Genomic DNA, 23506 nt, shown 5'->3' with positions numbered 1-23506 from the left:
CATTATGAGAAAGAAAGAATTCATCCCCTGTCTGTATCTTCTCAACGGGAAGGCCGTGGCAGGATGGGGACAGAAAAATCTGTTTTCTTCCGGAGACGTGGAGGAACTGACACGATATTATAACGATCACGGAGCAGACAAGCTTCTGATCTTCGACTTTTCTTCCAGTGATGCAGAACATGAAGCCGCTATCGGGAAAATAAAGGACATCTGCAGCATTTCAGAGATTCCGGTGATTGGAGCCGGAAATATTAAACGGATGGAAGATGTTAAGAAACTGATTTATGCCGGATGCCAGAAAACCGTTTTAAACTTTTCCAAAGAAAGCAACATTGAACTTCTGGAAGAAGTCTCGAAACGGTTTGGAAAAGAAAAAATGGTAGTAAGCATTTCTTCTCTGGAAGAGTTTACCGGGAACAGAGAGCGGATTGAAACTTATGCGGACTCCATTCTTTCCCTGGATAATTTTTCCAAAGAGCTGCTGGAATCCACCAGCCTTCCGGTTATCTTCCATACGGAAGAGGAAAACCAGGAACGTCTTAAAGGATTTTTAAAGGAAGACAACATCTGGGCATTGAGCGGCAGCTTTGTAAGCAGTCCTTCTGCGAATCTGATGGAATTTAAGACGGTGTGCAAAGAGGCGGGGATTTCTGTCAATACTTTTGAGAGCAGGATTTCCTGGCAGGAGTTTAAACTCAACAAAGACGGCATGATTCCGGTTATTGTGCAGGATTACCGTACGGAAGAAGTTCTGATGCTGGCTTATATGAATGAAGAGGCCTTTTCCAATACCCTGAGAACCGGAAAAATGACTTACTACAGCCGCAGCCGGAATCAGCTCTGGCTGAAAGGGGAAACTTCCGGTCATTTCCAGTATGTAAAATCTCTGCATCTGGACTGCGACAACGATACCATCCTGGCAAAGGTGGATCAGATAGGAGCCGCCTGCCATACAGGAAATAAAACCTGTTTCTTCCAGGAATTAATGAAGAAAGAATACGAGGATACCAATCCATTAAAAGTTTTCCAGAGTGTCTACGATGTAATTCTGGACAGAAAGGAACATCCAAAAGAAGGTTCCTATACCAATTATCTCTTTGACAAAGGAATTGATAAAATCCTGAAAAAGGTGGGCGAAGAGTGTACGGAGATTGTCATTGCGGCTAAAAATCCGGACAAAGAAGAGATAAAATATGAGATTTCCGATTTTCTTTACCATGTAATGGTCTTAATGGCACAAAAAGGCGTGACCTGGGAGGATATTACCAGGGAGCTGGCCCGCCGGTAATTACTGCGATACAGAAAGGAACAATTATGCGAAAATTAGCGTTAAGTGATGAGATTCTTCTGTCGGTGGACAAGGCCGCCCGCTATATCGGCGGTGAAATCAATTCCGTGATGAAGGATCCGGACAAGGTGGACATCCGGTTTGCCATGGCCTTTCCCGATGTGTTTGAAATCGGCAGCTCTCATCTGGGAATGCAGATTTTATACCATATGTTTAATCAGAGGGAAGACACCTGGTGTGAGCGTGTTTTTTCTCCCTGGTTGGATCTGGATCAGATTATGCGCAGGGAGAAAATCCCCCTCTTTGCCCTGGAATCTCAGGATCCGGTCAGAGAGTTTGATTTTCTGGGGATTACTATCCAGTATGAGATGTGCTATACCAACATCCTGCAGCTTCTGGATCTGAGCCGGATTCCCCTTTATGCCAGAGAACGGACCCAGGAGGATCCCATTGTAATCGGAGGAGGCCCCTGCGTGTTTAATCCGGAGCCTATTGCGCCATTTTTTGATCTTTTCTATATCGGAGAAGGGGAGACGGTCTATCACCAGCTTCTCGATCTCTATAAAGAAAATAAAAGGAAGGGTGGCCGACGGGAGGACTTCCTCTTACAGGCCGCTCAGGTACCGGGCATTTATGTACCGGCTTTCTATGACGTTACTTACCATGCGGACGGTACCATCGCTTCCTTTGGGCCTAACCGTCCTCAGGTTCCCGAAAAAATTCAGAAACAGGTCATGATGGATATGACAGAAGCTTATCACATGCCGGATCCGGTGGTACCGTTTATTAAAGCCACCCAGGATCGGGTGACTCTGGAAATTCAGAGGGGCTGCATCCGGGGCTGCCGTTTCTGTCAGGCGGGAATGATTTACCGTCCCACCCGGGAAAGAGACGTAGAGGCTTTAAAAGCCGAAGCCAGAAGAATGTTAAAGTCCACCGGGCATGAGGAAATTTCTTTAAGTTCCTTAAGCTCCAGCGACTATTCCCAATTGGAAGAACTGGTTACGTATCTGATTGATGAATTCAAGAGTCAGGGGGTAAATATTTCCCTTCCCTCCCTTCGAATTGATGCATTTGCCCTGGATGTGATGAGTAAGGTACAGGACATCCGCAAAAGCAGTCTGACCTTTGCTCCGGAGGCCGGTTCTCAGAGACTGCGGGATGTGATCAATAAAGGGCTGACGGAAGAAGTGATTTTAAAAGGCGCCATGGATGCGTTCCGGGGCGGCTGGAACCGGGTGAAGCTTTATTTCATGCTGGGTCTTCCCACAGAAACCCAGGAGGATATGAGGGGAATCGCCCATCTGGCAGAGAAGATTGCCGAAGAATATTATACCATTCCCAAAGAACAGAGAAAGGGAAAAGTACAGATTAACGTAAGCACTTCCTTCTTTGTTCCCAAGCCCTTTACACCGTTCCAGTGGGCGCCTATGTTCCGGGAAGAGGAATTTTTAGAAAAAGCGAAAGTAGTAAAAGAAGAGATTCGGGCCCAGTTAAACCAGAAAAGTATCCACTATAACTGGCATGAAGCCAACGTGACCATTCTGGAAGGTTTCCTGGCAAGAGGAGACCGCCGGTGTGCCTCTGTAATTGAGGCGGCCTATAAAAAAGGCGCTCTTTATGACGCCTGGTCGGAGTCTTTCCGTCCAAAAATCTGGAGAGAGGCTTTCGATGAGACAGGAATAAATCCGGATTTTTATACCCTTCGGGAGCGTTCTCTGGAGGAAATCCTCCCCTGGGATTTCATTGACGCGGGGGTTACAAAATCCTTCTTAAAAAGAGAATGGGAGCAGGCGAAAAAGGAAACTGTTACTCCCAACTGCCGCGAGAAATGTTCCGGATGCGGCGTAAAACAATATGGAGGAGGTGTCTGCTATGAACGTCAGAGTTAAATTTTCCAAACAGGGTCCGGTGAAATTCATCGGCCATCTGGATACCATGCGCTACTTTCAGAAAGCGATCCGAAGAGCAGAACTTCCCATTGCCTATTCCGGTGGATTCAGTCCCCATATGATTCTCTCCTTTGCCGCTCCTCTGGGGGTGGGTGTGACCAGTCAGGGAGAATATTTCGATATGCAGCTTACCCATACGGTACCTACAAAGCATATTGAGGAAGCATTAAATCAGACTATGGCAGAGGGATTTCAGGTATTAAGCGCCAGAAAGGTAGAAGACGGAAAGGCCAGCAAGGCCATGTCTTTGGTGGCAGCCGCGGATTACTGCGTTACTTTCCGGCAGGGCCATGTGATTCCTGATAACTGGGAAGAGAAGATTCTGGATTTCTATGGCCAGCCCTCCATTGTCACCTGGAAAAAGACGAAACGAAGCGAAAAAGAAGTCGATATTAAACCATCCATCTACCGTCTGGAAGTAAAGGAGAACCGGATATATCTTCGTCTGGCTGCCTTAAGCGGTTATTATACCAAACCGGATCTGGTGCTGTCCGCCTTTTTCCAGTCTCAGAAAATGGAGTTTGATCCTCTCTGTATTCAGGTGGAACGGCTGGAAGTTTATGCAGATAAAGGAACCGAAGACGTTCATCATTTTATTTCTCTGGAAGAACTGGGGGAAGAAGTTGAGTAAATTAGTCATTACCCGGATGGAACTGAAAAACGTTCCCGTATATGCGGCGGCCGTGGAAGATAACGGAAAGATTCTGGAACTTCGCATGGAACCGGTAAAGAAAGATTCCATTCTGGGAAACATTTATGTGGGGCAGGTAAAAGAGCTGGCAGAGAACATTCAGGCGGCGTTTGTACAGATTGGAGACGGACAGATCTGTTATTACCCCTTAAGTGAACAAAAGGACGCCCTCTTTTCCAATGGTTTTCACAGAGGAGAAAATCAGAAGCTGCGGCCAGGAGATCAGTTCCTGGTACAGGTTTCCCGGGAGGCCATTAAACAGAAACTTCCTTCGGTGACTTCTAATTTAAACTTTACGGGCAAATATCTGGTATTAACTACCGCCAACAAAAAGCTGGGACTCTCCGGGAAACTCTCAAAGGAAGATCGGGCCAAATGGCGGCACTGGCTGGAAGCCGAAACCGGCAGAGAGTACGGAATCATCGTGCGTACCAATGCCAAAGAAGCCAGGAAAGAAGAAGTGTTCAGGGAACTGGAGTATTTAAAGAAGCGGTATCACAAGGCAGCCGTTCTGGGGAAAAGCCGTACCTGCTTCAGTCTGCTGGAAAAGGCCGAACCCTTTTACCTGTCCATGATCCGGGATTTTTATCAGGAAAGTCTCACAGAAATTGTCACGGATCAGCCCGGACTGCTGGAAGAGATCCGAACTTATCTGATGGAATACGAACCGGAAAATGCAGAAAAACTCCGCTTCTACGAAGATAAACTGCTGCCTCTGTATAAGCTTTACAGCCTGCAGAGCGCTTTCGAGGAAGCTCTTAAAGAGAGAATCTGGCTGAAAAGCGGCGGCTTTCTGGTGATTCAGCAGACGGAGGCCTTTGTCTCCATAGATGTAAACAGCGGAAAATATACGGGAAAAAAGAAGGTACAGGAAACTTACCGGAAGATTAATCTGGAAGCGGCAGCGGAAATCGCCCGGCAGCTTCGGCTCAGAAATCTGTCCGGAATTATACTGATTGACTTTATTAATCTGGAAAAAGAAGATCACCGTCAGGAGCTCTTTCATGTTCTGCAGAAGCATCTGAAAAAAGATCCGGTGAAGGCTTCGGCCGTTGATATGACGGCTTTACAGATTACAGAAGTCACAAGGAAGAAAATACGCCGGTCTCTGGCGGAAGATTTTAAGGCATTGGAGGAAGAGAACTGTGATTGAATTTGCACATTTTAATTTTAATGTATTAGATTTGGAGAAAAGTCTGAAATTTTATAAAGATGCTCTGGGACTGGAACCTGTCAGGGAAAAAGAAGCGTCTGACGGATCCTTTAAACTGGTTTATCTGGGAGATAAAAGAACAGCCTTCCAACTGGAGCTGACCTGGCTTCGTGACAGAAAAGAGCCCTACAATCTGGGAGACGAAGAATTCCATCTGGCCTTTGTAACCGACGAATACGACGCCTTTTACGAAAGACATAAAGAGATGGGATGCATCGTTTTTGAGAATCCGTCCATGGGGATTTATTTTATTACGGATCCGGACGGCTACTGGATTGAAATTGTTCCGGCAAAATAAGCGTAACTATTCAGCCGTACAGCCCTATGGCTGAATAGTTACAAATGAGCAAAATAATTTCCACGAAATCTTGACGAAACCTGTTGTATGTGCTATCATAACGGAGTATGCCGCACAAAGAGGTTGACAAGCGCCCCAAAGGGCCACCGTATTTGGCGAGTAATGTATATAGGAGGTGCCATTATGTACGCAATTATTGCAACAGGTGGTAAACAGTACAAAGTAGCCGAAGGAGACGTTGTTAAGGTTGAGAAGCTCGGCGTGGAAGCTGGAGAAACCGTAACTTTTGATCAGGTTATCGCTATCAGCGACAACGGATTAAAAGTAGGAGATGATGTGAAAGCTGCCAGTGTTACTGCATCTGTAGTTGAAAACGGAAAAGACAAAAAAGTCATCGTTTACAAATACAAGAGAAAAACTGGTTATCACAAGAAAAACGGTCATAGACAGCAGTACACAAAGGTTAAAATCGAGAAGATCAACGGCTAATCTGGTGTAATGTCTTATGATTAAGATTACAGTGAACAAGAAGGAAAATGCATATATCGGTTTTGTTTCAGAGGGTCATGCAGGATATGCCCGGGAAGGACAGGATATTGTCTGCGCGGCAGTTTCTGCTTTGATTATCACTACAGTAAATGCTATGGAAACACTGACCGGGGACAGGCCAGAGGTAAAAGAAGGAGACGGTTACGTGTCCATGACTTTTGCGGAAACCCTTTCCAAAGAGGGAACCCTGTTAATGGATGCATTGATTCTTGGTCTGACACAAATTCAGGATAGTTACGGAAAGAAATTTTTAAACATCAGATTCAAGGAGGTGTAACAACATGATGAAAATGAACCTTCAGTTATTCGCACATAAAAAGGGAGTTGGTTCCACAAAGAACGGACGTGACTCTGAGTCCAAAAGACTTGGTGCGAAAAGAGCAGACGGACAGTTTGTAAAAGCTGGCAACATTCTTTACAGACAGCGCGGTACAAGAATTCATCCGGGTGTAAATGTAGGATGCGGTAAGGATTATACATTATTTGCACTGACAGATGGTATCGTTCGATATACAAGAAAAGGAAGAGATAAGAAACAGGTTTCTATCGTTCCTGTATCTGTGGAAGAGTAATGAATGACACTGGGGAGGCTTCAAATCTATAGGGTTTGGGGCCTTTTCTTATATCATAGGAAGGTACTCCGTCTTATACGGAGTTCAAATCCATTTTAGAATTGGAAAAGTGAGGAAATTATGTTTGCAGACAGAGCGAAAATTATGATCCGTTCCGGTAAGGGCGGCGACGGCCATGTGAGCTTCCGCCGGGAACTTTATGTCCCTAACGGCGGTCCTGACGGCGGCGACGGCGGCCGGGGCGGAGATATTATTTTTGAAGTAGATGAAGGGTTAAATACTTTATACGATTATCGTCATAAAAGGAAATTTAAGGCGGAAAGCGGACAGGAAGGCGGAAAACGCCGCTGCCACGGCAAAGACGGAAACGATCTGGTATTAAAAGTGCCGGAGGGAACCGTTATTACAGAGGCTTTAAGCGGTAAGGTCATTGCCGATATGTCCGGGGAAAATAAACGCCAGGTTGTATTAAAAGGCGGCCGGGGCGGTAAAGGCAACCAGCACTACGCCACTGCTACCATGCAGGCGCCCAAATATGCCCAGCCGGGACAGCCGGCTCAGGAACTGGAAGTATGCCTGGAACTGAAAGTGATTGCCGATGTAGGACTTGTGGGATTCCCCAATGTGGGAAAATCCACCTTCCTTTCAAGAGTAACCAACGCCCAGCCGAAAATCGCCAACTACCATTTTACTACTCTGAATCCCAATCTGGGCGTGGTGGATATGGAAGGGGCCGGATTTGTAATCGCAGATATTCCCGGACTTATTGAAGGGGCTTCTCAGGGAGTCGGCCTGGGACACGAATTCCTCCGTCATATTGAACGGACGAAGGTGATTATTCATATTGTGGACGCCGCTTCTGTAGAAGGACGGGATCCCATTGAGGATATTTATAAAATCAACAAAGAACTGGAGGCTTATAATCCGGAAATTGCAACACGCCCTCAGGTTATTGCAGCCAATAAGATGGATGCCGTTTACGATCCGGAAAATTCTCCTTTAGAGAAACTGAAAGAAGAATTTGAGCCGAAGGGAATCCGGGTATTCCCCATTTCCGCCATCAGCGGACAGGGGCTAAAGGAACTGTTATATTATGTCCAGGAACTGTTAAATAAGACCGACCAGAAACCGGTTGTCTTCCAGCAGGAATTCTTCCCCGAAGACGTTCTGGTGGTTGAGAACCTTCCCTATACCGTGGAGAAATCCGAGGAAGAAGAAGGGGTATATATCCTGGAAGGACCCAAAATCGAAAAAATGCTGGGTTATACCAATCTGGATTCCGAAAAGGGCTTTGCCTTCTTCCAGAAGTTCTTAAAGGATACGAAAATCCTGGATGAGCTGGAAAAAGCGGGAATCCAGGATGGGGATACCGTTCGCATGTACGGGTTTGATTTTGAATACTACAAATAATTTCAGGAGGAATTATGACCAGCAAACAACGAGCATATTTAAAAAGTCTTGCAATGAAGACGGAGCCCATTCTGCAGCTTGGAAAAGGCGGCGTGACTCCGGAGAACACCAGGTCTGTGGATGAAGCCCTGGAAGCAAGAGAATTAATTAAAATCAGCGTTCTGCAGAACTGTCTTTACGATCCAAAAGAGATGGCGTCTGTTCTGGCAGAACGTACCCATTCCCAGGTCGTACAGGTCATTGGAAAGAAAATCGTCCTGTACCGGGAAGGAAAAAAAGAGAAAAAGAAAATTATCCTACCTTAGGAAAAGAGAGAGGGTTGCTATGCAGAAGGAACAACGAAAGAAAATTGGAATTATGGGAGGCACTTTCGATCCTATCCATGTGGGGCACTTAATCCTTGGCGAAAAGGCCTATGAACAACTGGGGCTTTCAAAAGTGCTGTTTATGCCTTCTGGAAATCCTCCTCATAAAAGAGATCGTCAGGGGAGAGCAGAAGATGACCAGCGTGTGGAAATGGTACGCCTTGCAATTAAGGACAATCCCCATTTCCAGCTGTCTCTGGCAGAGATGCATGACAAAGGGTATACCTATACCTACCGTACCCTGGAAAATCTGAAAAGGGAAAACCCGGATACGGATTATTACTTTATCATCGGCGCGGATTCCCTCTATGACTTTGATAAATGGAGAGAACCGGCGCGGATTCTGGCCTGCTGTCATATGGTAGTAGCTACCAGAAATCATACCTCCATCCGGGAACTGGAGGAGCAGATTGACTATATCTCCCATAAGTATTCCGGTCATCTTATCCGCCTGGATACCCTGAATATTGATATTTCTTCCAATCTCATCCGACAGTGGTTAAAAGAGGGGAAGAGCATTCAGTATTATGTGAAAAACGACGTTCTGGAATATATTTATGAGCACCGTATATATGATGCAAAAAAGGCGGAAGAAGAGGAGAAGGAGGAAGATACCATGGAGACAATAAACGCCCAGACCTTATCCAAAATGCAGAAGAAACTTCATAAATATCTGGATGAAGATCGGTTTATGCATACTTTGGGAGTCATGTATACCAGCGCTTCTCTGGCTATGGCTCACGGAGAAAATATAAACAGCGCCCAGGTGGCAGGACTTTTGCATGACTGTGCCAAATGTATCCCCAACAAGAAAAAGCTGAAAATGTGCAGTCAGAATCATCTTCCTGTCTCTGAGTTTGAGAAGAATCACCCGTTCCTTCTGCATGCAAAATTAGGGGCATACCTTGCGGAAAAGAAATATGGAATAACGGACAGCAAGATCCTTAATGCCATTACGTATCATACCACAGGAAGACCCAGCATGACCAAGCTGGAAAAGATTGTCTATATTGCGGATTATATCGAACCTCTGCGGGAAAAGGCTCCCCGCCTGGAATTTGTCAGGAAACTGGCATTTCAGGATCTGGACGAGTGTATCTATGAAATTCTGAAGGATACGCTGAATTATCTGGGGGATCAGCCGGATAAAGTAGAGAAAACCACCCGGGAGGCTTACCAGTATTACAGAAGCATTCATCGGCAGCGAATGGAAGAAGGAGAGTAGAGACTATGGAAAAATCTTTTGAGATGACAAAATTAGCCTGCGAGGCTTTAGATGAAAAAAAGGCGCTGGATATCCAGGTAATTGATATTCACGAAATATCAACCATTGCGGATTACTTTGTAATCGCAAGCGGCAGCAACCCCAATCAGGTACAGGCTATGGTTGATAACGTAGATGAGAAACTGGGAAGAGCAGGGCATGAGAGAAAGCAGATCGAAGGATCCAAAAACTCCAGTTGGATTTTAATGGATTACGGCGATGTGATTGTACATCTTTTCGACGAAGAAAATCGTCTGTTTTATGATCTGGAACGTATCTGGAGAGACGGAAAACAGATAGACACAGAGGACTTTCTTTCTGCAAAATAACAGATTAGATTAACTACGATTCGGGTGTCAAAAGCCGCTCTTTTTTTCTATACTTGGCAAAATGCACAAAATATCCTTCCGCGCGAAGCGCACAAAATTCCAGAAGAGACTTTTGACACCTTAATCCTATTACATAAGAAAAACGCACTCCAGAAGTCAGACAGGATAAGAATTCCGACGAATGGATGTGCGTTTTTTATTTTGAATAATAAGTTTACATAATGTATTTACAGTAAACCGATTAAAATCCGGAAAAAATACGGAAAACACCGAAAACCTTGCCTAAGATCTGAAGTTCTCCCTCCGGAACGTAAATGGGTTCCATGGTATCGTTTTCCGGCTGCAGCTTATGACATTTTTTTTCTTTATCATAGTAATATGTCTTGACTGTGGCAGAATCCTCAATAAGTGCAACCACAATGTCGCCGTTTTCTGCAGTGGTCTGTTGTTTTACCAACACTTTGTCCCCGTCCAGAATTCCTTCGTTAATCATGCTTTCACCTTTTACCGTAAGCATAAAGGAATTGGCGTTTGGCATAACTTCCACGGGAACCGGGAAATAATTCTCAATGTTTTCCACGGCTAAAATGGGCTGTCCGGCAGTGACGGTTCCAATCAGAGGTACATTGACCACCTCGCGGCGGGACAGATTAAAATTGTCATCCAGAATTTCAATGGCGCGGGGTTTGGTGGGATCCCGGTGAATGTAGCCGTTTTTTTCCAGGGATTCCAGATGGGCATGTACGGAAGACGTGGATTTCAAATGAACGGCCTCGCAGATTTCCCGAACTGCCGGAGGGAATCCCCGGTTTAAAATTTCGCTTTTGATAAATTCCAGTATTTCTTGCTGTTTCTTAGTAATTTTTCCATAGGACATAACTGTGTTTCCTCCACCTGTGATACGAAAAATGATCGATCTATTTGTATCTATCATAGCATAGGAAAAAGGGAATGTAAACATATATTCGGAATATATGTTCGAGTTTCTTCTGAAAGCAGTTCTATTTATATGAAAAACCTGAGTTTGTCGTATAGATTGAAATGAGTCTTCCTACATCTTTTCAGACAAAAAGATACTCATATAAATGCGAATGTCTGCGTTTATATGAGCATCTGCTGTTTCGTCTGTTGTTTGTTTATTTTATTTCTTATCTTATGCGTTTAACGGATATTTATCGGTTAACTGTTTTACTAAGGCCTTTGCCTGAGCTTCATTGGCTGTATCTTTTAACATCAGGGAAATGGCCTCTGCAATGGTTTCCATATCCTCTGGCTGCATGCCTCTGGAGGTAACTGCCGCCGTTCCAAGACGAACGCCGCTGGTTACAAAGGGTGACTGGGGATCGTTTGGAATCGCGTTCTTATTGCAGGTGATGTTGGCTGCATCCAGACGGTTTTCCATCTCTTTTCCCGTAATGCCCAGGGGAACTAAATCCACTAGCATTAAGTGATTGTCCGTGCCTCCGGATACAATGTTTACGCCCCGTTTCATTAATCCCCGGCAAAGAGCCTGGGCGTTTTCTACTACCCGCTTTCCATACTCCTGGAACTCCGGTTGAAGAGCCTCTTTAAAGCACACGGCCTTGGCTGCAATCACATGCATCAGAGGTCCGCCCTGGATTCCCGGGAAAACTGCCTTATTAAAGTTAAATTTCTTCGCGTTTTCAGCGCTGCTTAAAATTAAGCCGCCTCTTGGTCCGCGCAGCGTTTTATGGGTGGTTGTGGTTACCACGTCCGCATAGGGAATGGGGCTTTCGTGCATTCCGGTAGCTACCAGACCGGCAATGTGAGCCATATCCACCATCAGGTACGCTCCCACTTCATCTGCAATCTCCCGGAACTTCCTGAAATCAATTTTTCTGGCATAAGCGCTTGCGCCTGCCACGATTAACTTAGGTCTGCACTCTCTCGCTGTTTTCAGAACCTGGTCATAATCAATAAAGCCGTCGTCATTTACCTGATAAGAAACTGCATGGAAATAGGAACCGGACATATTCGCCGGGCTTCCGTGGGTCAGATGGCCACCATGGTTTAAGCTCATTCCCAGGATGGTATCTCCCGGTTTCAGCATAGCATAAAAAACGGCCATATTCGCCTGGGCGCCCGAATGTGGCTGTACATTTGCATATTCACAATGGAATAATTCTTTGGCTCTCTCAATGGCCAGAGTTTCTACTTCATCCACGCATTCGCATCCGCCGTAGAAACGTTTTCCCGGATACCCTTCTGCGTATTTGTTGGTCAGAGGACTTCCCATAGATGCCATCACGGCTTTGCTTACCCAGTTTTCTGAAGCAATCAGCTCAATATGGGAATTCTGACGCTGAATTTCTTTCTCAATACAGGAAGCGATTTCCGGATCTGTATTTCGAATTTCTTCTAATGAGTACATGTTTCGTTTTCCTCCTTGACTAATCCATTCCGTCCTATATTATAACGTTCTTCCCTATGTTTGTCAATTACAGAAAAACAGATGTCCGTACATGGGAGTACAAATTGCAATGTATAAAATTACCAGTTTTGGATCATACTAAAGAAAAGTTCAGGAAGAAAAGGAGAATGCATATGAGTACAAATTTTAAAGAAAGTGAAACAAGTAAAAACCTTATGAGAGCTTTTGCGGGAGAAAGTCAGGCCAGAAACCGCTACACCTTCAGCGCTTCCCAGGCGAAAAAAGAAGGGCTGGCTGTCATTGAGGCAGTCTTTCGCTTTACCGCAGATCAGGAGAAAGAACATGCGGAAATCTTTTATCAGCATCTGAAAGAACTGGCCGGGGAAACGATTCATATTGACGGAGGTTATCCGGTGGATCTTTCTTCCGATGTAAAAGAGCTGCTTCGCATGGCTCAGCACAATGAATATGAGGAACATGACAGTGTTTATAAAACCTTTGGAGATGTGGCAAAGGAGGAAGGGTTTGACAAAGTAGCCTATTCCTTTTATAACATCGCTAAAATCGAGAAGATTCACGGAGACCGTTTCGGAAAATTCGCCCAGCTTCTGGAAGAAAACAAGCTGTTTGTCTCCGATGTCCAGCAGCATTGGATTTGTTTAAACTGCGGACACATTTATGAAGGAACGAAAGTTCCTAAAGAATGCCCGGTCTGCCACCACGATCAGGGATATTTTATCCGTCTGGAGCTCTCTCCTTTCACAGACGGCCAGATGTAAAGGAAGGCGGTTCTTCTATACGAAAAAGCCCGGATATGATATAATAAGGACAGTTGAAACCGATAAGGAAAGGATGTATTTTATGGAAAAGCGCACCACTTACCGGGAACAGTCGGACATTCAGAACGTATTGAAGCTGCGGGAAGTCCTTGCTACCCTTCCGCCCTTCTGCCGCGATTATTTCCGGGCCATTGAACCAACTACAACCACGAAAACACGAATTTCCTATGCCTACGACATCCGGGTATTTTTCCAGTTTCTTCTGGAGGAAAATCCTTCCTGCAAAGCCTGTGAAATGAAGGATTTCACCGTAGAGGTATTGGATAAAATTACAGCGGTGGATCTGGAAGAATACCAGGAATATTTAAAGGTTTATAAATCTTCGGATAAACTTACCACCAACGGGGAACGGGGACTGAAACGGAAGATGGCCTCTCTGAGAAGCTTTTATTCTTATTATTACAAACGGGAACTTATCCATTCCAATCCCACCCTTTTAGTAGATATGCCGAAAATTCACCAGAAAAGCATTATCCGTCTGGATGCGGATGAGGTAGCCCTTCTGCTGGATTATATCGAACACTGCGGAGATACCTTAAGCGGCCAGAAAAAAGCCTATTATGAGAAGACGAAGGAGCGGGATCTGGCTTTGGTAACTCTCCTGCTTGGCACCGGTCTTCGGGTATCTGAATGTGTGGGACTTGATCTGGAAGATATAGATTTTAAAAATAACGGCCTGAAAGTTACCAGGAAAGGCGGAAATGAAATGATTGTTTATTTCGGTCCTGAAGTCCGCAAAGCCCTGGAAAACTATCTTGAAGTCCGTAAAACCATTGAGCCCGCCGCCGGCCATGAACACGCCCTCTTCTACTCTACCCGGCACAAACGGATCGGCGTGCAGGCAGTGGAAAATCTGGTGAAGAAATATGCCTCCCAGATTACCACGGCAAAGAAAATAACCCCCCACAAGCTTCGGAGTACCTATGGCACTGCTTTATACCAGGAAACGGGAGATATTTATCTGGTGGCGGATGTTCTGGGTCACAGCGATGTAAATACAACCAAAAAGCATTACGCCGCTATCGACGACACACGGAGACGCCAGGCCGCTTCCGCTGTGAAATTAAGAGATCTCTAAAACAAAAATGCAGCCCCGAAGAACCGGACGGCTGCATTTTTCATGAATTCCTCTATTTTTTCTGTTCAAAGTTTCTGGTAAGACGGTAAACCACACCGCTGCAGGCCAGAAGGCCGATTAAGTTGGGAAGTACCATCAGACCGTTAAACATATCGGCCATATTCCATACCAGATCCACTTTTAAAGTAGAACCGATGATAACAAAGATCACAACCAGCAGAGCATATACCTTAACCGCTTTTTTGCCGAATAAATGGCGGACATTGACCTCTCCGAAATAATACCATCCGATAATGGTGGTAAAGGCAAAAAACAGCATACAAATGGCGATAAAGATTTTTCCGAAGGAGCCAAAGGCAGAATCAAAGGCAAGCTGTGCCAGTGTGGAGCCGGTTTCTCCGGAAGATAACGCGCCTGTAGATAAGATTACAAGAGCGGTCAGTGTAAGAATAATAAAGGTATCAATAAATACGCCCATCATGGCGATAATTCCCTGTTCACTGGGATGGTTTACCTGTGCGGTGGCATGAGCGTGAGGAGTGGAACCCATACCGGCCTCGTTGGAGAATAAACCTCTGGCAACGCCAAAACGCATGGCTTTCTGTACAGTAATACCCAGGGCGCCTCCGGCCACAGACTGGGGAGCAAAGGCCATAACAAAAATATCATGAAAAGCTTTCCCCACTCCTGCGCCGTTCATGAATAAAATCACCAGACAGCCCACAATGTAAAATACAGCCATAAGAGGCACAATCTTTTCCGTAAACCAGGCAATTCGCTTCACTCCGCCCAGGAAGATAAACGCGGCAACCACTGCCACAAAAACGCCCACCACCAGACGGTTAATTCCGAAGGCGTTCTGGAACGAATCTCCGATGGAGTTGGACTGTACCATATTTCCCATAAAGCCAAGAGCTAAAATAATTGCCACAGAAAAGAATCCTGCCAGGAAAGTACCGAATTTTCCCTTAAAAGCAGATTTAATATAATAGACAGGTCCTCCGGTAACGGTTCCGTCTTCGGTTTTTCTTGTGTGCTGAGCCATAACTGCCTCAGAGTAAATAGTCGCCATTCCGAAAAAAGCGCTCAGCCACATCCAGAAAATGGCTCCGGGTCCTCCGGAAGCAATTGCGGTGGCTGCGCCTGCAATATTTCCCGTGCCCACCTGTGCGGCGATGGCAGTAGTCAGAGCCTGAAAAGAACTTAATCCGTTTCCTTCAGATTTTCCATTCAGACTGAAATTACCGAATAACGCCTTCATTCCTGCCTTAAACTTGCGAATCTGAATGAAGCGCAGACGAAACGTGAAGAAAATTCCCGTTGCCACCAGCAGAAACATCAGCAGGTAATCCCACAAAAACCGATTTACCACATCCACAACCTGTTCCAAATAGTCCATAAACATTTTCTCTTTCTCCTATCCTTTCCGGTATTTTCTGTCAGTATCCTCCAAATGATTCCCCGGTAAGGCCAAAATGCGCACAAAAAAGGGACAGATGCAAAAACTCTTATCTGCAGCAATCCCTGAATACAGCACGAAAAAACGGGCTTCAGCCCCTGTTCTTGTATCCCTGTCCTTTTGCCTGAGAGATTCACCATCCCGGATTTCCGGGCGGCTTTCACCTTCGGCACTCACCTTTCGTAAGCTTCTCCAGAGAGTCATCCAACAGCAGTCCCACTTTATATAGAAAAGTACCTGAGATTGTTATTCCTTCGGCGAGTCTGAGCGACTACTTTCCTGCTGCCTTCTTCTGACAATTTTTATAATATGTAATTCAGCTTTTCTATTATATCCGTCTGAGGATTTTCTGTCAAGAAAAAAGAAGACATATTCCGCCTTTTAGGTGAAATATGTCTTCAAAATAATTATTCAGGTACATTTACGTAATCCAGAGGATCTTCGTACTCTCCATTGATTTGAACACCGAAGTGCAGATGGTTTCCGGTGGATGCGCCGGTGGAACCTACATAGCCGATTACCTGGCCTTTCTTTACCCGATCTCCCACATACACATCGGCAAACCGGCTCATATGCATGTAAATGGTGCTTGTCCCGCTGCTGATGCTGGTGTGGTTAATCATGATATAATATCCGGCTCCTCCCTCCTGATAAGAGCGAACCGTACAGATTCCGTCTTCTGCAGCATAGATCGGAGTTCCGTAATCTGCCGGAATATCAATTCCCTGGTGGTTTGTAGAACCGATTCCTCCCGGAGATTCTCTTCCTCCGAAATAACTGGATATGTAATTCCAGTTGGAAGTCAGAGGCCAGCGGAATAACTTCTCTACGTATCCGGGGATATAAGCGCCGTCTGCACCTACATAATGGTCATCGTCTACCCAGATGCTGGTAGCCATATATCCTTTTGTCTTACTGAAGTAATACTGCTTTCCATTGATGGTCTGCCAGCCGGTTTTCTGAGCGCCGTCGTTTCCGAAGTAATACTTCTTTCCTCCGATAGTGGTCAGCCCCACTGCCAGAGTACCGTCTGCCTTGGCATAATATTTATTGGAATCGCTTCCATTAATCCAGGTACTCTCATATCTTTTACCGTCTGAAGCACAGTAATAGAGACTTCCGCCCAACTGGAACTTGCCGCTGCATCTTGCGCCGTCGCTCTTTCTCAGATAGTAATAGCTGTCGCCGATTTTATGCCATCCGGTAGCCATCAGACCGTCAGAACTGCGGAAATAGCGGTAATATTTATCCGGTTTATACCACTGGGTAGCCAGCTGGCCGTTGGCCTTGGCATAATACCATTTCGTATTATTATCTTCTTTGTACCAGTCAGAGGTTACCATATCGTAATCGGTTTTACTGAAGGCGTACCAGTATCCGCCCACCTTATAACGTCCGGAGCAGAGCTTGCCGTTGCTGGTGAGATAATAGGTATGGGTTCCTACCTTCTTCATCCCGCCGCTTACAGCTCCGTCTCCCAGGTAATATTTATTTCCTGAGGAAGTGGTAATCATTCCGGTACACAGATAGTACTGGGTGGTATTGAACAGATACAGCTTTCCTCCGATGGTCTGCCAGCCCTTCACAGCTCGTCCATTGGCGTCAAAGTAATATTTCTTGCCGGAAATGGTCTGCCACTGACTGCGGACAGATACTCCGTCAGAACCGAAATAATATTTGTTTCCTGCAGAAGTGGTAAACCAGTTGGTATAGGCCTTTCCATTGGTATTCAGCAGATAGTTTTTCCCACTGACCGTCACCCAGCCGCTTTTTACCACGCCGTCGGTACCGAAGTAATAGCGGCCTCCTGCAGAGGTGATAAACCAGCCCGTCCGCAGATAGGCGTTTACCGGATCAAAGAAATATTTCTTCCCGCTGATGGTGGCATATCCCATAGCAGCCCGTCCGCTTGCAGTAAAATAATATTTTTTGCCGGAAATGGTTTTCCACTGATTTTTAACGGAAGTACCGTCGCTGTTAAAATAATATTTATTGCCTGCTGAGGTGGTATACCAGGTTGTATAAGCTTTTCCATTGCTGTTCAGCAGATATTCTTTGCCGCCTACAGTCACCCAGCCGCTTTTTACCACACCGTCGGTACCGAAGTAATAGCGGCCTCCTGCAGAGGTGATAAACCAGCCCGTCCGCAGATAGGCGCCTACAGAATCAAAATAATACTTCTTACCGCCAATGGTATAAAAAGCCATGGCGGCCCGGCCGTTTTCTGTGAAATAATATTTCTTACCGGAGATCGTCTTCCACTGGCTGCGGACAGATACCCCGTCAGAACCGAAATAATATTTGTTTCCTGCAGAAGTGGTAAACCAGTTGGTATAGGCCTTTCCATTGGTATTCAGCAGATAGTTTTTCCCACTGACCGTCACCCAGCCGCTTTTTACCACGCCGTCGGTACCAAAGTAATAACGGCCCCCGGCCGAAGTAATAAACCAGCCTGTCCGCAGATAAGCGCCTACAGAATCAAAATAATACTTCTTGCCGTCGATGGTGTAAAAAGCCATGGCGGCCCGGCCGTTTTCCGTAAAATAATATTTCTTGCCGGAAATAGTTTTCCACTGACTGCGGACAGATACCCCGTCAGAACCAAAGTAGTATTTGTTTCCCGCAGAGGTGGTAAACCAGTTGGTATAGGCCTTTCCGTTGGTATTGAGCAGATAGTTTTTTCCGTCTACGGTCACCCAGCCGCTCTTTACCACACCGTCAGTACCGAAGTAATAACGGCCTCCCGCACTGGTAATATACCATCCGGTCTCTTTATACCCATGGACAATATTAAAATAATATTTCTTCCCGTCAATGGTCTGAAAACCGGTCAGAGCCTCCCCGTCCTTGTAATAATAAGATTTCCCGTCTTCTTCTACCCAGCCGTCCTGCTGTGTGGGGGCGGCCAGAACCGTTTCTCTTCCCTGCAGAACTGTAACAGAGACAGCCAGGAAAAAGAACAGCATAACCCATTTGCAGATACTTATAGCTCCCTTTCTCATTTTCCTTCCTTCACCCTTTTCTTCTCTGAATTTATAATAACTGACTGTCTTCCAACAAGATGGTAAACGGTCCGTCATTTTCCAAAAGTACTTTCATCTCTGCGCCAAACTCACCCTGTTCCACAACGGGAACCTGTTCTTTTGTTTTCTTTATAATGTATTCGTAAAGCGCTCTGGCTTCTTTTGGATCTCCGGCTTCTATGAAACTGGGCCGGTTTCCCTTTCTGCAGTTGGCGTAAAGAGTAAACTGGGAAACCAGAAGAATTTCTCCTCCCACATCTTTCAATGACAGATTGGTTTTCCCCTCGCTGTCTTCAAAGATTCTAAGCTGTATCATTTTTTTAATAAATTTATCGGCGATGGCCGGCGTATCGTCTTTCCCGATTCCTATCAGGACCAGGAATCCTTTCCCGATTTTTCCTAAAATCCGGTCCCCGGAAGAAACCTGGGCATAATTAACTCTCTGAATTACAAATTTCATTTCTTATGGTTCTCTCCTTTCACAGGCGTCTCTTTTTCTTCTTTTTCTTTAAAAAGGATTGGTTCTTTTGTCTGTTCATTCAGACAGTCGATATGATAATAAACCTCCGCTTCCGGGGGCATATCCTTCTTTTTCAGGGAACGGCGGATAGCGCTCCAGATAATGGCATAGATGACTGCGCAGACGGGAACGCCCACAAACATTCCAAGGACACCGAAGAGATCTCCGCCCACTAAAATGGCCACAATAACCATCAGACTGGAAAGCCCGGTGGATTCTCCCAGAATCTTCGGTCCCAGGAAATTTCCGTCAAACTGCTGAAGAACCAGAATAAAAATGACGAAATACAGACACTGCCAGGGATCCACCATTAACACAAGAAAAGCCGAGGGGACGGCGCCGATATAAGGGCCGAAAAAGGGAATCACATTAGTTACTCCCACAATGACGCTGATTAATACAGCATAGGGCGTTCCGATGATGGAGGTTCCGATATAACAGAGTACTCCGATAATGGCGGAATCCACAATTTTTCCGTTAATAAAGCCGCCGAAAGTCTTGTGGACAAAGCGCATGCCATGAATCATGGTATTTGCCGTATCCGTTTCAAAAAGGGCATAGGCAATCATCTTGCTTTTGGCCACAAAGCCCTCCTTGTCTGCCAGAATATAGATGGAAACAATACTTCCAATCAGGAAGTTCTTCAGGAAATTGAGAATATCAAACACCCCGGAAGAAACCTGCCGCAGCATAAGCTGCATCTGAGGAAGAAAATTATCTGTCAGATACGTCTCTGCTTTTTCTGAATACTGGTTCAGAAAAGTAATCAGCATTTTAGAATCAAAATGTTCATTCTTTCCCAGAGTTTCTGTAATCCAGACCTGGATGCTGGTAATATACCGGGGAAAGTCATTTACAATATTAATGACGCTTCGGATCAGCTCCGGCAGAATCATCATAATCAGGGCATAAATCAGCAGCAGGAATAAAAACAAAGACAAAAGCACGCAGAAATAACGGATAACTTTTTTTATCCGTTTCGAAGGCTGATAACGGTTCCGTCTGCATAGAGGGTAAATAACCTTCCCCTCTATAAAATTTACCACAGAACTTAACAGATAAGCGATCACCGCTCCGTAAATAATCGGTGTCCAGATAGATAAAAAGGCCTTAATGCCCCCAATCAGATTTCCCATGCGGAAAATCCCGTAATAAAAAAGCATACTGGCCGCCGCCACAAGGAACAGGGTCAGTCCCCATCGAAAATAGCGGTTATTCCATTTCAGTTTCATAAATTCTCCTCACTCCCGTAATCACGAAAGAATTATAACATGTTTTCAATATTTTGTCATAATTTTTTAAAAAAATATTTAACAAATTCCTGTTTTTCCATGATGGAAAAAGAAATCTTGTCAACAGACTGAGAATCCTTTATAATACCTGCATGTGTCTGCATAATCGGAGAAAGGAGAAAGCCATGAAACTGCAGAAAATGTTAAGTATTACGAGAAAAGCCATTGATGAATTTCAGATGATAGAAACAGGAGATAAAATTGCCGTGGGCGTATCCGGAGGAAAAGACAGTCTGGCACTGCTGTATGCCCTCCATGGCCTGTCCCGGTTTTATCCGAAGACGTTTACCCTCCATGCCCTGACCGTGGATCTGGGATTTCCGGATACTTCCATGGAACCTGTAGGGAAACTGTGTGAAGAGTTGGGGGTTCCCTATACCAGGATTCCCACAGAGATTTATAAGATTATTTTCCAAGACCGTAAAGAAAGTAACCCCTGTTCCCTTTGTTCCAAGATGAGAAAAGGGGCTCTCAATGAATATGCTAAGAAACTGGGCTGTAATAAAGTGGCTTACGCCCACCACAAAGACGATGTGGTGGAAACAATGCTGATGTCCCTGATCTTTGAAGGCAGATTTCATACCTTCTCTCCGGTTACTTACTGGGATCGGATGGATCTCACTTTAATCCGCCCTCTTCTCTACATGGAAGAAGCTGATATTATCGGCTTTCGCAATAAATATCAGCTTCCTGTGGTTAAAAGCAATTGTCCCGCCGACGGCAACACCAAACGGGAATATGTAAAAGATTTACTTAAACAGTTAAATCGTGAAAATCCCGGCGTCAAAGAGCGCATGTTTACCGCTGTACTGAACGGGAATCTGAAAGGATGGTCTACAGGGTTTCCTCAAAAATCCTGATGGCCTCCACAATGGTTTTTACAGCGCCTTCAATTCCAAACTTGCTGCTGTCAATGCATAAATCGTATCCGGCAGCAGCGCCCCATTTTTTATTGGTATAATAATTATAGTAGCTGGAGCGGCTCTTATCTGTCTTTAAAATCATATCTTTGGCAGCGGCCGGTTTTTTGTTGTGTTTCTGGGCGATTCTGGTGATTCTCCAGTCCAGATCCGCATGGATGAAGACACTGAAACAGTTTTTAAAATCTGCCAGAGCATAATCTGCACAGCGTCCCACCATTACGCATGGTCCCTGTCCCGCCAGTTTTTTAATGGCGTCAAACTGAGCCAGAAATATCTTGTGATTCATGGGCATATCCGTAAAAGCGGCGGAAGAATATCCGAAGGAATACGTATCCATTACAAGAGAGTATAAAAAGCTATTGGTTGGTTTCTCATCCTGATTTTCAAATAATTCTTTGCAAATCCCGCTGTCATTTGCTGCATGTTCCAACAATTCCTTATCGTAGCACTTGATTCCGAAATAATTTGCCACTTCCTGGCCAATCTGGCGTCCTGCGCTTCCATACTGTCTTCCAATGGTGATAATCGTTTTTGTTCTGTTCATACGTTCCAACCCCTTTCACATTTGCTCTAATCATATCTATTATATCTCAATTTCAGAAAATTTTCTATCGGTTTCTGAGGTTTTTCAAAAGTTTTACGAAATAATCCGGTAAAGGCGCTTCAAATTCCATATATTTTTTTTGTACCGGATGATAAAAGCCCAGTATCTGAGCGTGGAGCGTCTGCCCTTGCAGATGGAAACCGTTTTTCTGGGAAGGGGCATACACCAGATCTCCCAGCAGCGGATGACCGATACTGGTCATATGGACACGGATCTGATGGGTCCGTCCTGTCTCCAGCCGGCATTCAATATAACTGTAATTGCCGAACCGTTCCAGTACCCGGTAATGGGTAACCGCGTCTTTTCCGTTTTTATAGTTGATGGCCATTTTTTTCCGATCTACCGGATGGCGGCCGATGGGACCCTCTACCGTTCCTTCCTCTTCTTTGAAATTTCCCAGGACAATGGCGCGGTACCGGCGTTTAATGGTGTGCTCTTTCAATTGTTCTGCAAGTTCTCTGTGAACCAGATCGTTTTTGCAGATAACCAAAGCTCCGGTGGTATCCTTATCAATCCGATGGACAATCCCCGGCCGCAGAACACCGTTAATCCCGGATAAATTCCCCTGACAGTGATATAAAACCCCGTTGACCAGAGTATGGCTGGTATGTCCTGCGCTGGGATGAACCACCATTCCCTTAGGTTTATTTATCACCAGCAAGTCCTCGTCTTCGTAGAGAATATCCAGGGGAATATTTTCAGGCTCAATATTCAGTTCCTCGCAGGGAGGCACACAAACGCGGATCCTGTCTCCTGTCCTTAACCGGTAGTTTGCCTTAACCGGTTTTTCATTTACCATCACCTGCTGTTCCTTTAACAGTTTCTGAAGAAAAGACCGGGATAAGTCCCCAATTGCCTCTGAAAGAAATTTATCAATGCGTTCGGCCTCTTTTTCTTCTTTTATTAAAAATTCATATTCGTTCATAGATAATTCCTGTCATGGTTTTAAAAATTCAAAATCATCATCTCTGTACTTTGTCAGAATAAGAAGAATTAATACGGCAGCGCTTACAGTTACATAAATATCTGCCACGTTAAACACCGGAAAATCAATCAGTGAGAAATAAACAAAGTCTACCACATAGCCCCGGAAAATCCGATCCAGTCCGTTTCCGACGGCTCCCCCAGTCAGAAAAAGCAGAATCAGATGCAGGGGAAAATAGTATTTTGTTTTTGGCATTTTGGTCCAGACGTAAAATGCTGCTCCAAGAAAAAGCAGGGCAATCAGAAGGAAGATCCAAATCCGATCCTGAAAAATCCCAAAAGCGGCTCCCCGGTTCTCCACGTATTCCAACTGCAGGATGCCCGGAATCAGAATCTCAGGACTCTGATCTTTCAGATGACGGACCGCCAGAAGCTTCGTCCACTGATCCAGCCCGATTAAAAGAAGAAAAATCAAAATCCCTGTAATAATATAAGTTATGCACGGTTGTTTCTTTTTCATA

Annotated in this window: 24 protein-coding genes and 1 riboswitch; of the genes, 15 read left to right on the top strand and 9 right to left on the bottom strand. The window is 45.1% G+C overall.

All coding sequences use genetic code 11. The annotated features are described in order from the left end of the window. The first annotated feature begins 4 nt into the window (after positions 1-4). From hisIE to rsfS, 12 genes are all read left to right on the top strand, one after another. On the top strand, positions 5-1288 hold the full coding sequence (gene hisIE / locus B5F53_RS04660; RefSeq protein ID WP_087220484.1) for a bifunctional phosphoribosyl-AMP cyclohydrolase/phosphoribosyl-ATP diphosphatase HisIE: 1284 nt from the start codon (positions 5-7) through the stop codon (positions 1286-1288). A gap of 26 nt (positions 1289-1314) precedes the next feature. Continuing rightward, a complete protein-coding gene (locus B5F53_RS04655) occupies positions 1315-3180 on the top strand; it encodes a TIGR03960 family B12-binding radical SAM protein (protein WP_087220481.1) in 1866 nt (621 codons plus the stop codon). Then, entirely contained in the window at positions 3164-3871 is a 708-nt protein-coding gene (locus tag B5F53_RS04650; RefSeq protein ID WP_087220478.1) for a TIGR03936 family radical SAM-associated protein, read from the top strand. Before B5F53_RS04655 ends, B5F53_RS04650 begins: the two co-directional genes overlap by 17 nt. Continuing rightward, positions 3864-5084, top strand: coding sequence for a ribonuclease E/G (locus B5F53_RS04645; protein WP_242970244.1), 1221 nt, complete (start codon positions 3864-3866; stop codon positions 5082-5084). Before B5F53_RS04650 ends, B5F53_RS04645 begins: the two co-directional genes overlap by 8 nt. Beyond that, positions 5077-5442 (top strand): VOC family protein, encoded by a 366-nt coding sequence (locus B5F53_RS04640; protein WP_087220476.1) that lies wholly within the window; start codon positions 5077-5079, stop codon positions 5440-5442. Before B5F53_RS04645 ends, B5F53_RS04640 begins: the two co-directional genes overlap by 8 nt. Positions 5443-5625: 183 nt before the next feature. Then, positions 5626-5931, top strand: a complete 306-nt coding sequence (gene rplU / locus B5F53_RS04635; protein ID WP_087220474.1) for a 50S ribosomal protein L21 — start codon at positions 5626-5628, stop codon at positions 5929-5931. A gap of 16 nt (positions 5932-5947) precedes the next feature. Beyond that, positions 5948-6268 (top strand): ribosomal-processing cysteine protease Prp, encoded by a 321-nt coding sequence (locus B5F53_RS04630; protein ID WP_087220471.1) that lies wholly within the window; start codon positions 5948-5950, stop codon positions 6266-6268. Between the two features lie 4 nt (positions 6269-6272). Next, a complete protein-coding gene (rpmA, locus tag B5F53_RS04625; RefSeq protein WP_087220468.1) occupies positions 6273-6563 on the top strand; it encodes a 50S ribosomal protein L27 in 291 nt (96 codons plus the stop codon). Between the two features lie 120 nt (positions 6564-6683). Continuing rightward, positions 6684-7973, top strand: coding sequence for a GTPase ObgE (gene obgE / locus B5F53_RS04620; protein ID WP_087220465.1), 1290 nt, complete (start codon positions 6684-6686; stop codon positions 7971-7973). 14 nt (positions 7974-7987) lie between these two features. Then, positions 7988-8278, top strand: a complete 291-nt coding sequence (gene yhbY / locus B5F53_RS04615; protein WP_087220462.1) for a ribosome assembly RNA-binding protein YhbY — start codon at positions 7988-7990, stop codon at positions 8276-8278. Positions 8279-8297: 19 nt separating this feature from the next. Further along, positions 8298-9563, top strand: coding sequence for a nicotinate-nucleotide adenylyltransferase (nadD, locus tag B5F53_RS20675; protein WP_330396156.1), 1266 nt, complete (start codon positions 8298-8300; stop codon positions 9561-9563). A 5-nt stretch (positions 9564-9568) separates the two neighbouring features. Then, a complete protein-coding gene (rsfS, locus tag B5F53_RS04600) occupies positions 9569-9931 on the top strand; it encodes a ribosome silencing factor (RefSeq protein ID WP_087220460.1) in 363 nt (120 codons plus the stop codon). A gap of 241 nt (positions 9932-10172) precedes the next feature. Here the strand turns inward: rsfS and lexA are convergent, their stop codons facing one another. Both lexA and glyA read right to left on the bottom strand, forming a co-directional pair. Beyond that, entirely contained in the window at positions 10173-10808 is a 636-nt protein-coding gene (gene lexA, locus B5F53_RS04595) for a transcriptional repressor LexA (RefSeq protein WP_087220457.1), read from the bottom strand. Between the two features lie 276 nt (positions 10809-11084). After that, a complete protein-coding gene (gene glyA, locus B5F53_RS04590; protein ID WP_087220455.1) occupies positions 11085-12323 on the bottom strand; it encodes a serine hydroxymethyltransferase in 1239 nt (412 codons plus the stop codon). A 173-nt stretch (positions 12324-12496) separates the two neighbouring features. Between glyA and rbr the strand changes: the two genes are divergently transcribed. Both rbr and B5F53_RS04580 read left to right on the top strand, forming a co-directional pair. Next, on the top strand, positions 12497-13102 hold the full coding sequence (rbr, locus tag B5F53_RS04585) for a rubrerythrin (protein WP_087220452.1): 606 nt from the start codon (positions 12497-12499) through the stop codon (positions 13100-13102). Positions 13103-13184: 82 nt separating this feature from the next. Next, the gene (locus B5F53_RS04580) at positions 13185-14240 is read left to right on the top strand and encodes a tyrosine-type recombinase/integrase (RefSeq protein WP_087220449.1); all 1056 of its coding nucleotides are present in this window, start codon (positions 13185-13187) and stop codon (positions 14238-14240) included. 52 nt (positions 14241-14292) lie between these two features. On the opposite strand, the gene B5F53_RS04575 is transcribed toward B5F53_RS04580, so the two are convergent. The 4 genes from B5F53_RS04575 to B5F53_RS04560 form a co-directional block, all read right to left on the bottom strand. Further along, entirely contained in the window at positions 14293-15639 is a 1347-nt protein-coding gene (locus B5F53_RS04575; protein ID WP_087220756.1) for an alanine/glycine:cation symporter family protein, read from the bottom strand. Positions 15640-15801: 162 nt separating this feature from the next. Beyond that, positions 15802-15905: riboswitch (glycine riboswitch) on the bottom strand. 201 nt (positions 15906-16106) lie between these two features. Continuing rightward, positions 16107-18701 (bottom strand): peptidoglycan DD-metalloendopeptidase family protein, encoded by a 2595-nt coding sequence (locus B5F53_RS04570; RefSeq protein ID WP_162610525.1) that lies wholly within the window; start codon positions 18699-18701, stop codon positions 16107-16109. 31 nt (positions 18702-18732) lie between these two features. Further along, positions 18733-19182, bottom strand: coding sequence for a D-aminoacyl-tRNA deacylase (gene dtd, locus B5F53_RS04565; protein ID WP_087220443.1), 450 nt, complete (start codon positions 19180-19182; stop codon positions 18733-18735). Beyond that, entirely contained in the window at positions 19179-20474 is a 1296-nt protein-coding gene (locus tag B5F53_RS04560) for an AI-2E family transporter (protein ID WP_087220440.1), read from the bottom strand. The genes dtd and B5F53_RS04560 overlap by 4 nt, the downstream gene beginning before the upstream one ends. Positions 20475-20659: 185 nt before the next feature. On the opposite strand from B5F53_RS04560, the gene B5F53_RS04555 reads away from it, so the two are divergent. Next, positions 20660-21394, top strand: coding sequence for a tRNA lysidine(34) synthetase (locus B5F53_RS04555; RefSeq protein WP_087220437.1), 735 nt, complete (start codon positions 20660-20662; stop codon positions 21392-21394). On the opposite strand, the gene B5F53_RS04550 is transcribed toward B5F53_RS04555, so the two are convergent. The 3 genes from B5F53_RS04550 to lspA all read right to left on the bottom strand — a co-directional run bounded on the left by B5F53_RS04550 (position 21369) and on the right by lspA (position 23505). Continuing rightward, positions 21369-22001: a cytidylate kinase-like family protein gene (locus B5F53_RS04550; RefSeq protein ID WP_087220434.1), complete on the bottom strand. Its 633-nt coding sequence runs from the start codon at positions 21999-22001 to the stop codon at positions 21369-21371. The genes B5F53_RS04555 and B5F53_RS04550 overlap by 26 nt on opposite strands. Before the next feature lie 64 nt (positions 22002-22065). Continuing rightward, complete coding sequence (locus B5F53_RS04545) at positions 22066-22986, bottom strand: RluA family pseudouridine synthase (protein ID WP_087220431.1); 921 nt, start codon at positions 22984-22986, stop codon at positions 22066-22068. A 12-nt stretch (positions 22987-22998) separates the two neighbouring features. After that, positions 22999-23505 carry a signal peptidase II gene (lspA, locus tag B5F53_RS04540; protein ID WP_087220428.1) on the bottom strand — a complete coding sequence of 169 codons (507 nt, stop codon included), beginning with the start codon at positions 23503-23505 and terminating at the stop codon, positions 22999-23001. Position 23506: the final 1 nt, after the last annotated feature.

The organism is Blautia sp. An249, assembly GCF_002159835.1.
In the GTDB taxonomy this organism is placed as follows: domain Bacteria; phylum Bacillota; class Clostridia; order Lachnospirales; family Lachnospiraceae; genus Blautia_A; species Blautia_A avistercoris.
Note: the sequence above shows the minus strand (reverse complement) of the source record. Positions and strands in the feature narration are given on the sequence as shown.

Bases quoted from the DNA above. Each gene is read 5' to 3' on its own strand.
- B5F53_RS04570 (WP_162610525.1), bottom strand. From the start codon at position 18,701: ATGAGAAAGGGAGCTATAAGTATCTGCAAATGGGTTATGCTGTTCTTT.
- rsfS (WP_087220460.1), top strand. From the start codon at position 9,569: ATGGAAAAATCTTTTGAGATGACAAAATTAGCCTGCGAGGCTTTAGAT.
- obgE (WP_087220465.1), top strand. From the start codon at position 6,684: ATGTTTGCAGACAGAGCGAAAATTATGATCCGTTCCGGTAAGGGCGGC.
- B5F53_RS04575 (WP_087220756.1), bottom strand. From the start codon at position 15,639: ATGGACTATTTGGAACAGGTTGTGGATGTGGTAAATCGGTTTTTGTGG.
- B5F53_RS04650 (WP_087220478.1), top strand. From the start codon at position 3,164: ATGAACGTCAGAGTTAAATTTTCCAAACAGGGTCCGGTGAAATTCATC.
- hisIE (WP_087220484.1), top strand. From the start codon at position 5: ATGAGAAAGAAAGAATTCATCCCCTGTCTGTATCTTCTCAACGGGAAG.
- B5F53_RS04655 (WP_087220481.1), top strand. From the start codon at position 1,315: ATGCGAAAATTAGCGTTAAGTGATGAGATTCTTCTGTCGGTGGACAAG.
- B5F53_RS04580 (WP_087220449.1), top strand. From the start codon at position 13,185: ATGGAAAAGCGCACCACTTACCGGGAACAGTCGGACATTCAGAACGTA.
- B5F53_RS04550 (WP_087220434.1), bottom strand. From the start codon at position 22,001: ATGAACAGAACAAAAACGATTATCACCATTGGAAGACAGTATGGAAGC.
- B5F53_RS04545 (WP_087220431.1), bottom strand. From the start codon at position 22,986: ATGAACGAATATGAATTTTTAATAAAAGAAGAAAAAGAGGCCGAACGC.
- dtd (WP_087220443.1), bottom strand. From the start codon at position 19,182: ATGAAATTTGTAATTCAGAGAGTTAATTATGCCCAGGTTTCTTCCGGG.
- lexA (WP_087220457.1), bottom strand. From the start codon at position 10,808: ATGTCCTATGGAAAAATTACTAAGAAACAGCAAGAAATACTGGAATTT.
- rpmA (WP_087220468.1), top strand. From the start codon at position 6,273: ATGATGAAAATGAACCTTCAGTTATTCGCACATAAAAAGGGAGTTGGT.
- glyA (WP_087220455.1), bottom strand. From the start codon at position 12,323: ATGTACTCATTAGAAGAAATTCGAAATACAGATCCGGAAATCGCTTCC.
- nadD (WP_330396156.1), top strand. From the start codon at position 8,298: ATGCAGAAGGAACAACGAAAGAAAATTGGAATTATGGGAGGCACTTTC.
- lspA (WP_087220428.1), bottom strand. From the start codon at position 23,505: ATGAAAAAGAAACAACCGTGCATAACTTATATTATTACAGGGATTTTG.
- B5F53_RS04560 (WP_087220440.1), bottom strand. From the start codon at position 20,474: ATGAAACTGAAATGGAATAACCGCTATTTTCGATGGGGACTGACCCTG.
- B5F53_RS04630 (WP_087220471.1), top strand. From the start codon at position 5,948: ATGATTAAGATTACAGTGAACAAGAAGGAAAATGCATATATCGGTTTT.
- rplU (WP_087220474.1), top strand. From the start codon at position 5,626: ATGTACGCAATTATTGCAACAGGTGGTAAACAGTACAAAGTAGCCGAA.
- rbr (WP_087220452.1), top strand. From the start codon at position 12,497: ATGAGTACAAATTTTAAAGAAAGTGAAACAAGTAAAAACCTTATGAGA.
- yhbY (WP_087220462.1), top strand. From the start codon at position 7,988: ATGACCAGCAAACAACGAGCATATTTAAAAAGTCTTGCAATGAAGACG.
- B5F53_RS04555 (WP_087220437.1), top strand. From the start codon at position 20,660: ATGAAACTGCAGAAAATGTTAAGTATTACGAGAAAAGCCATTGATGAA.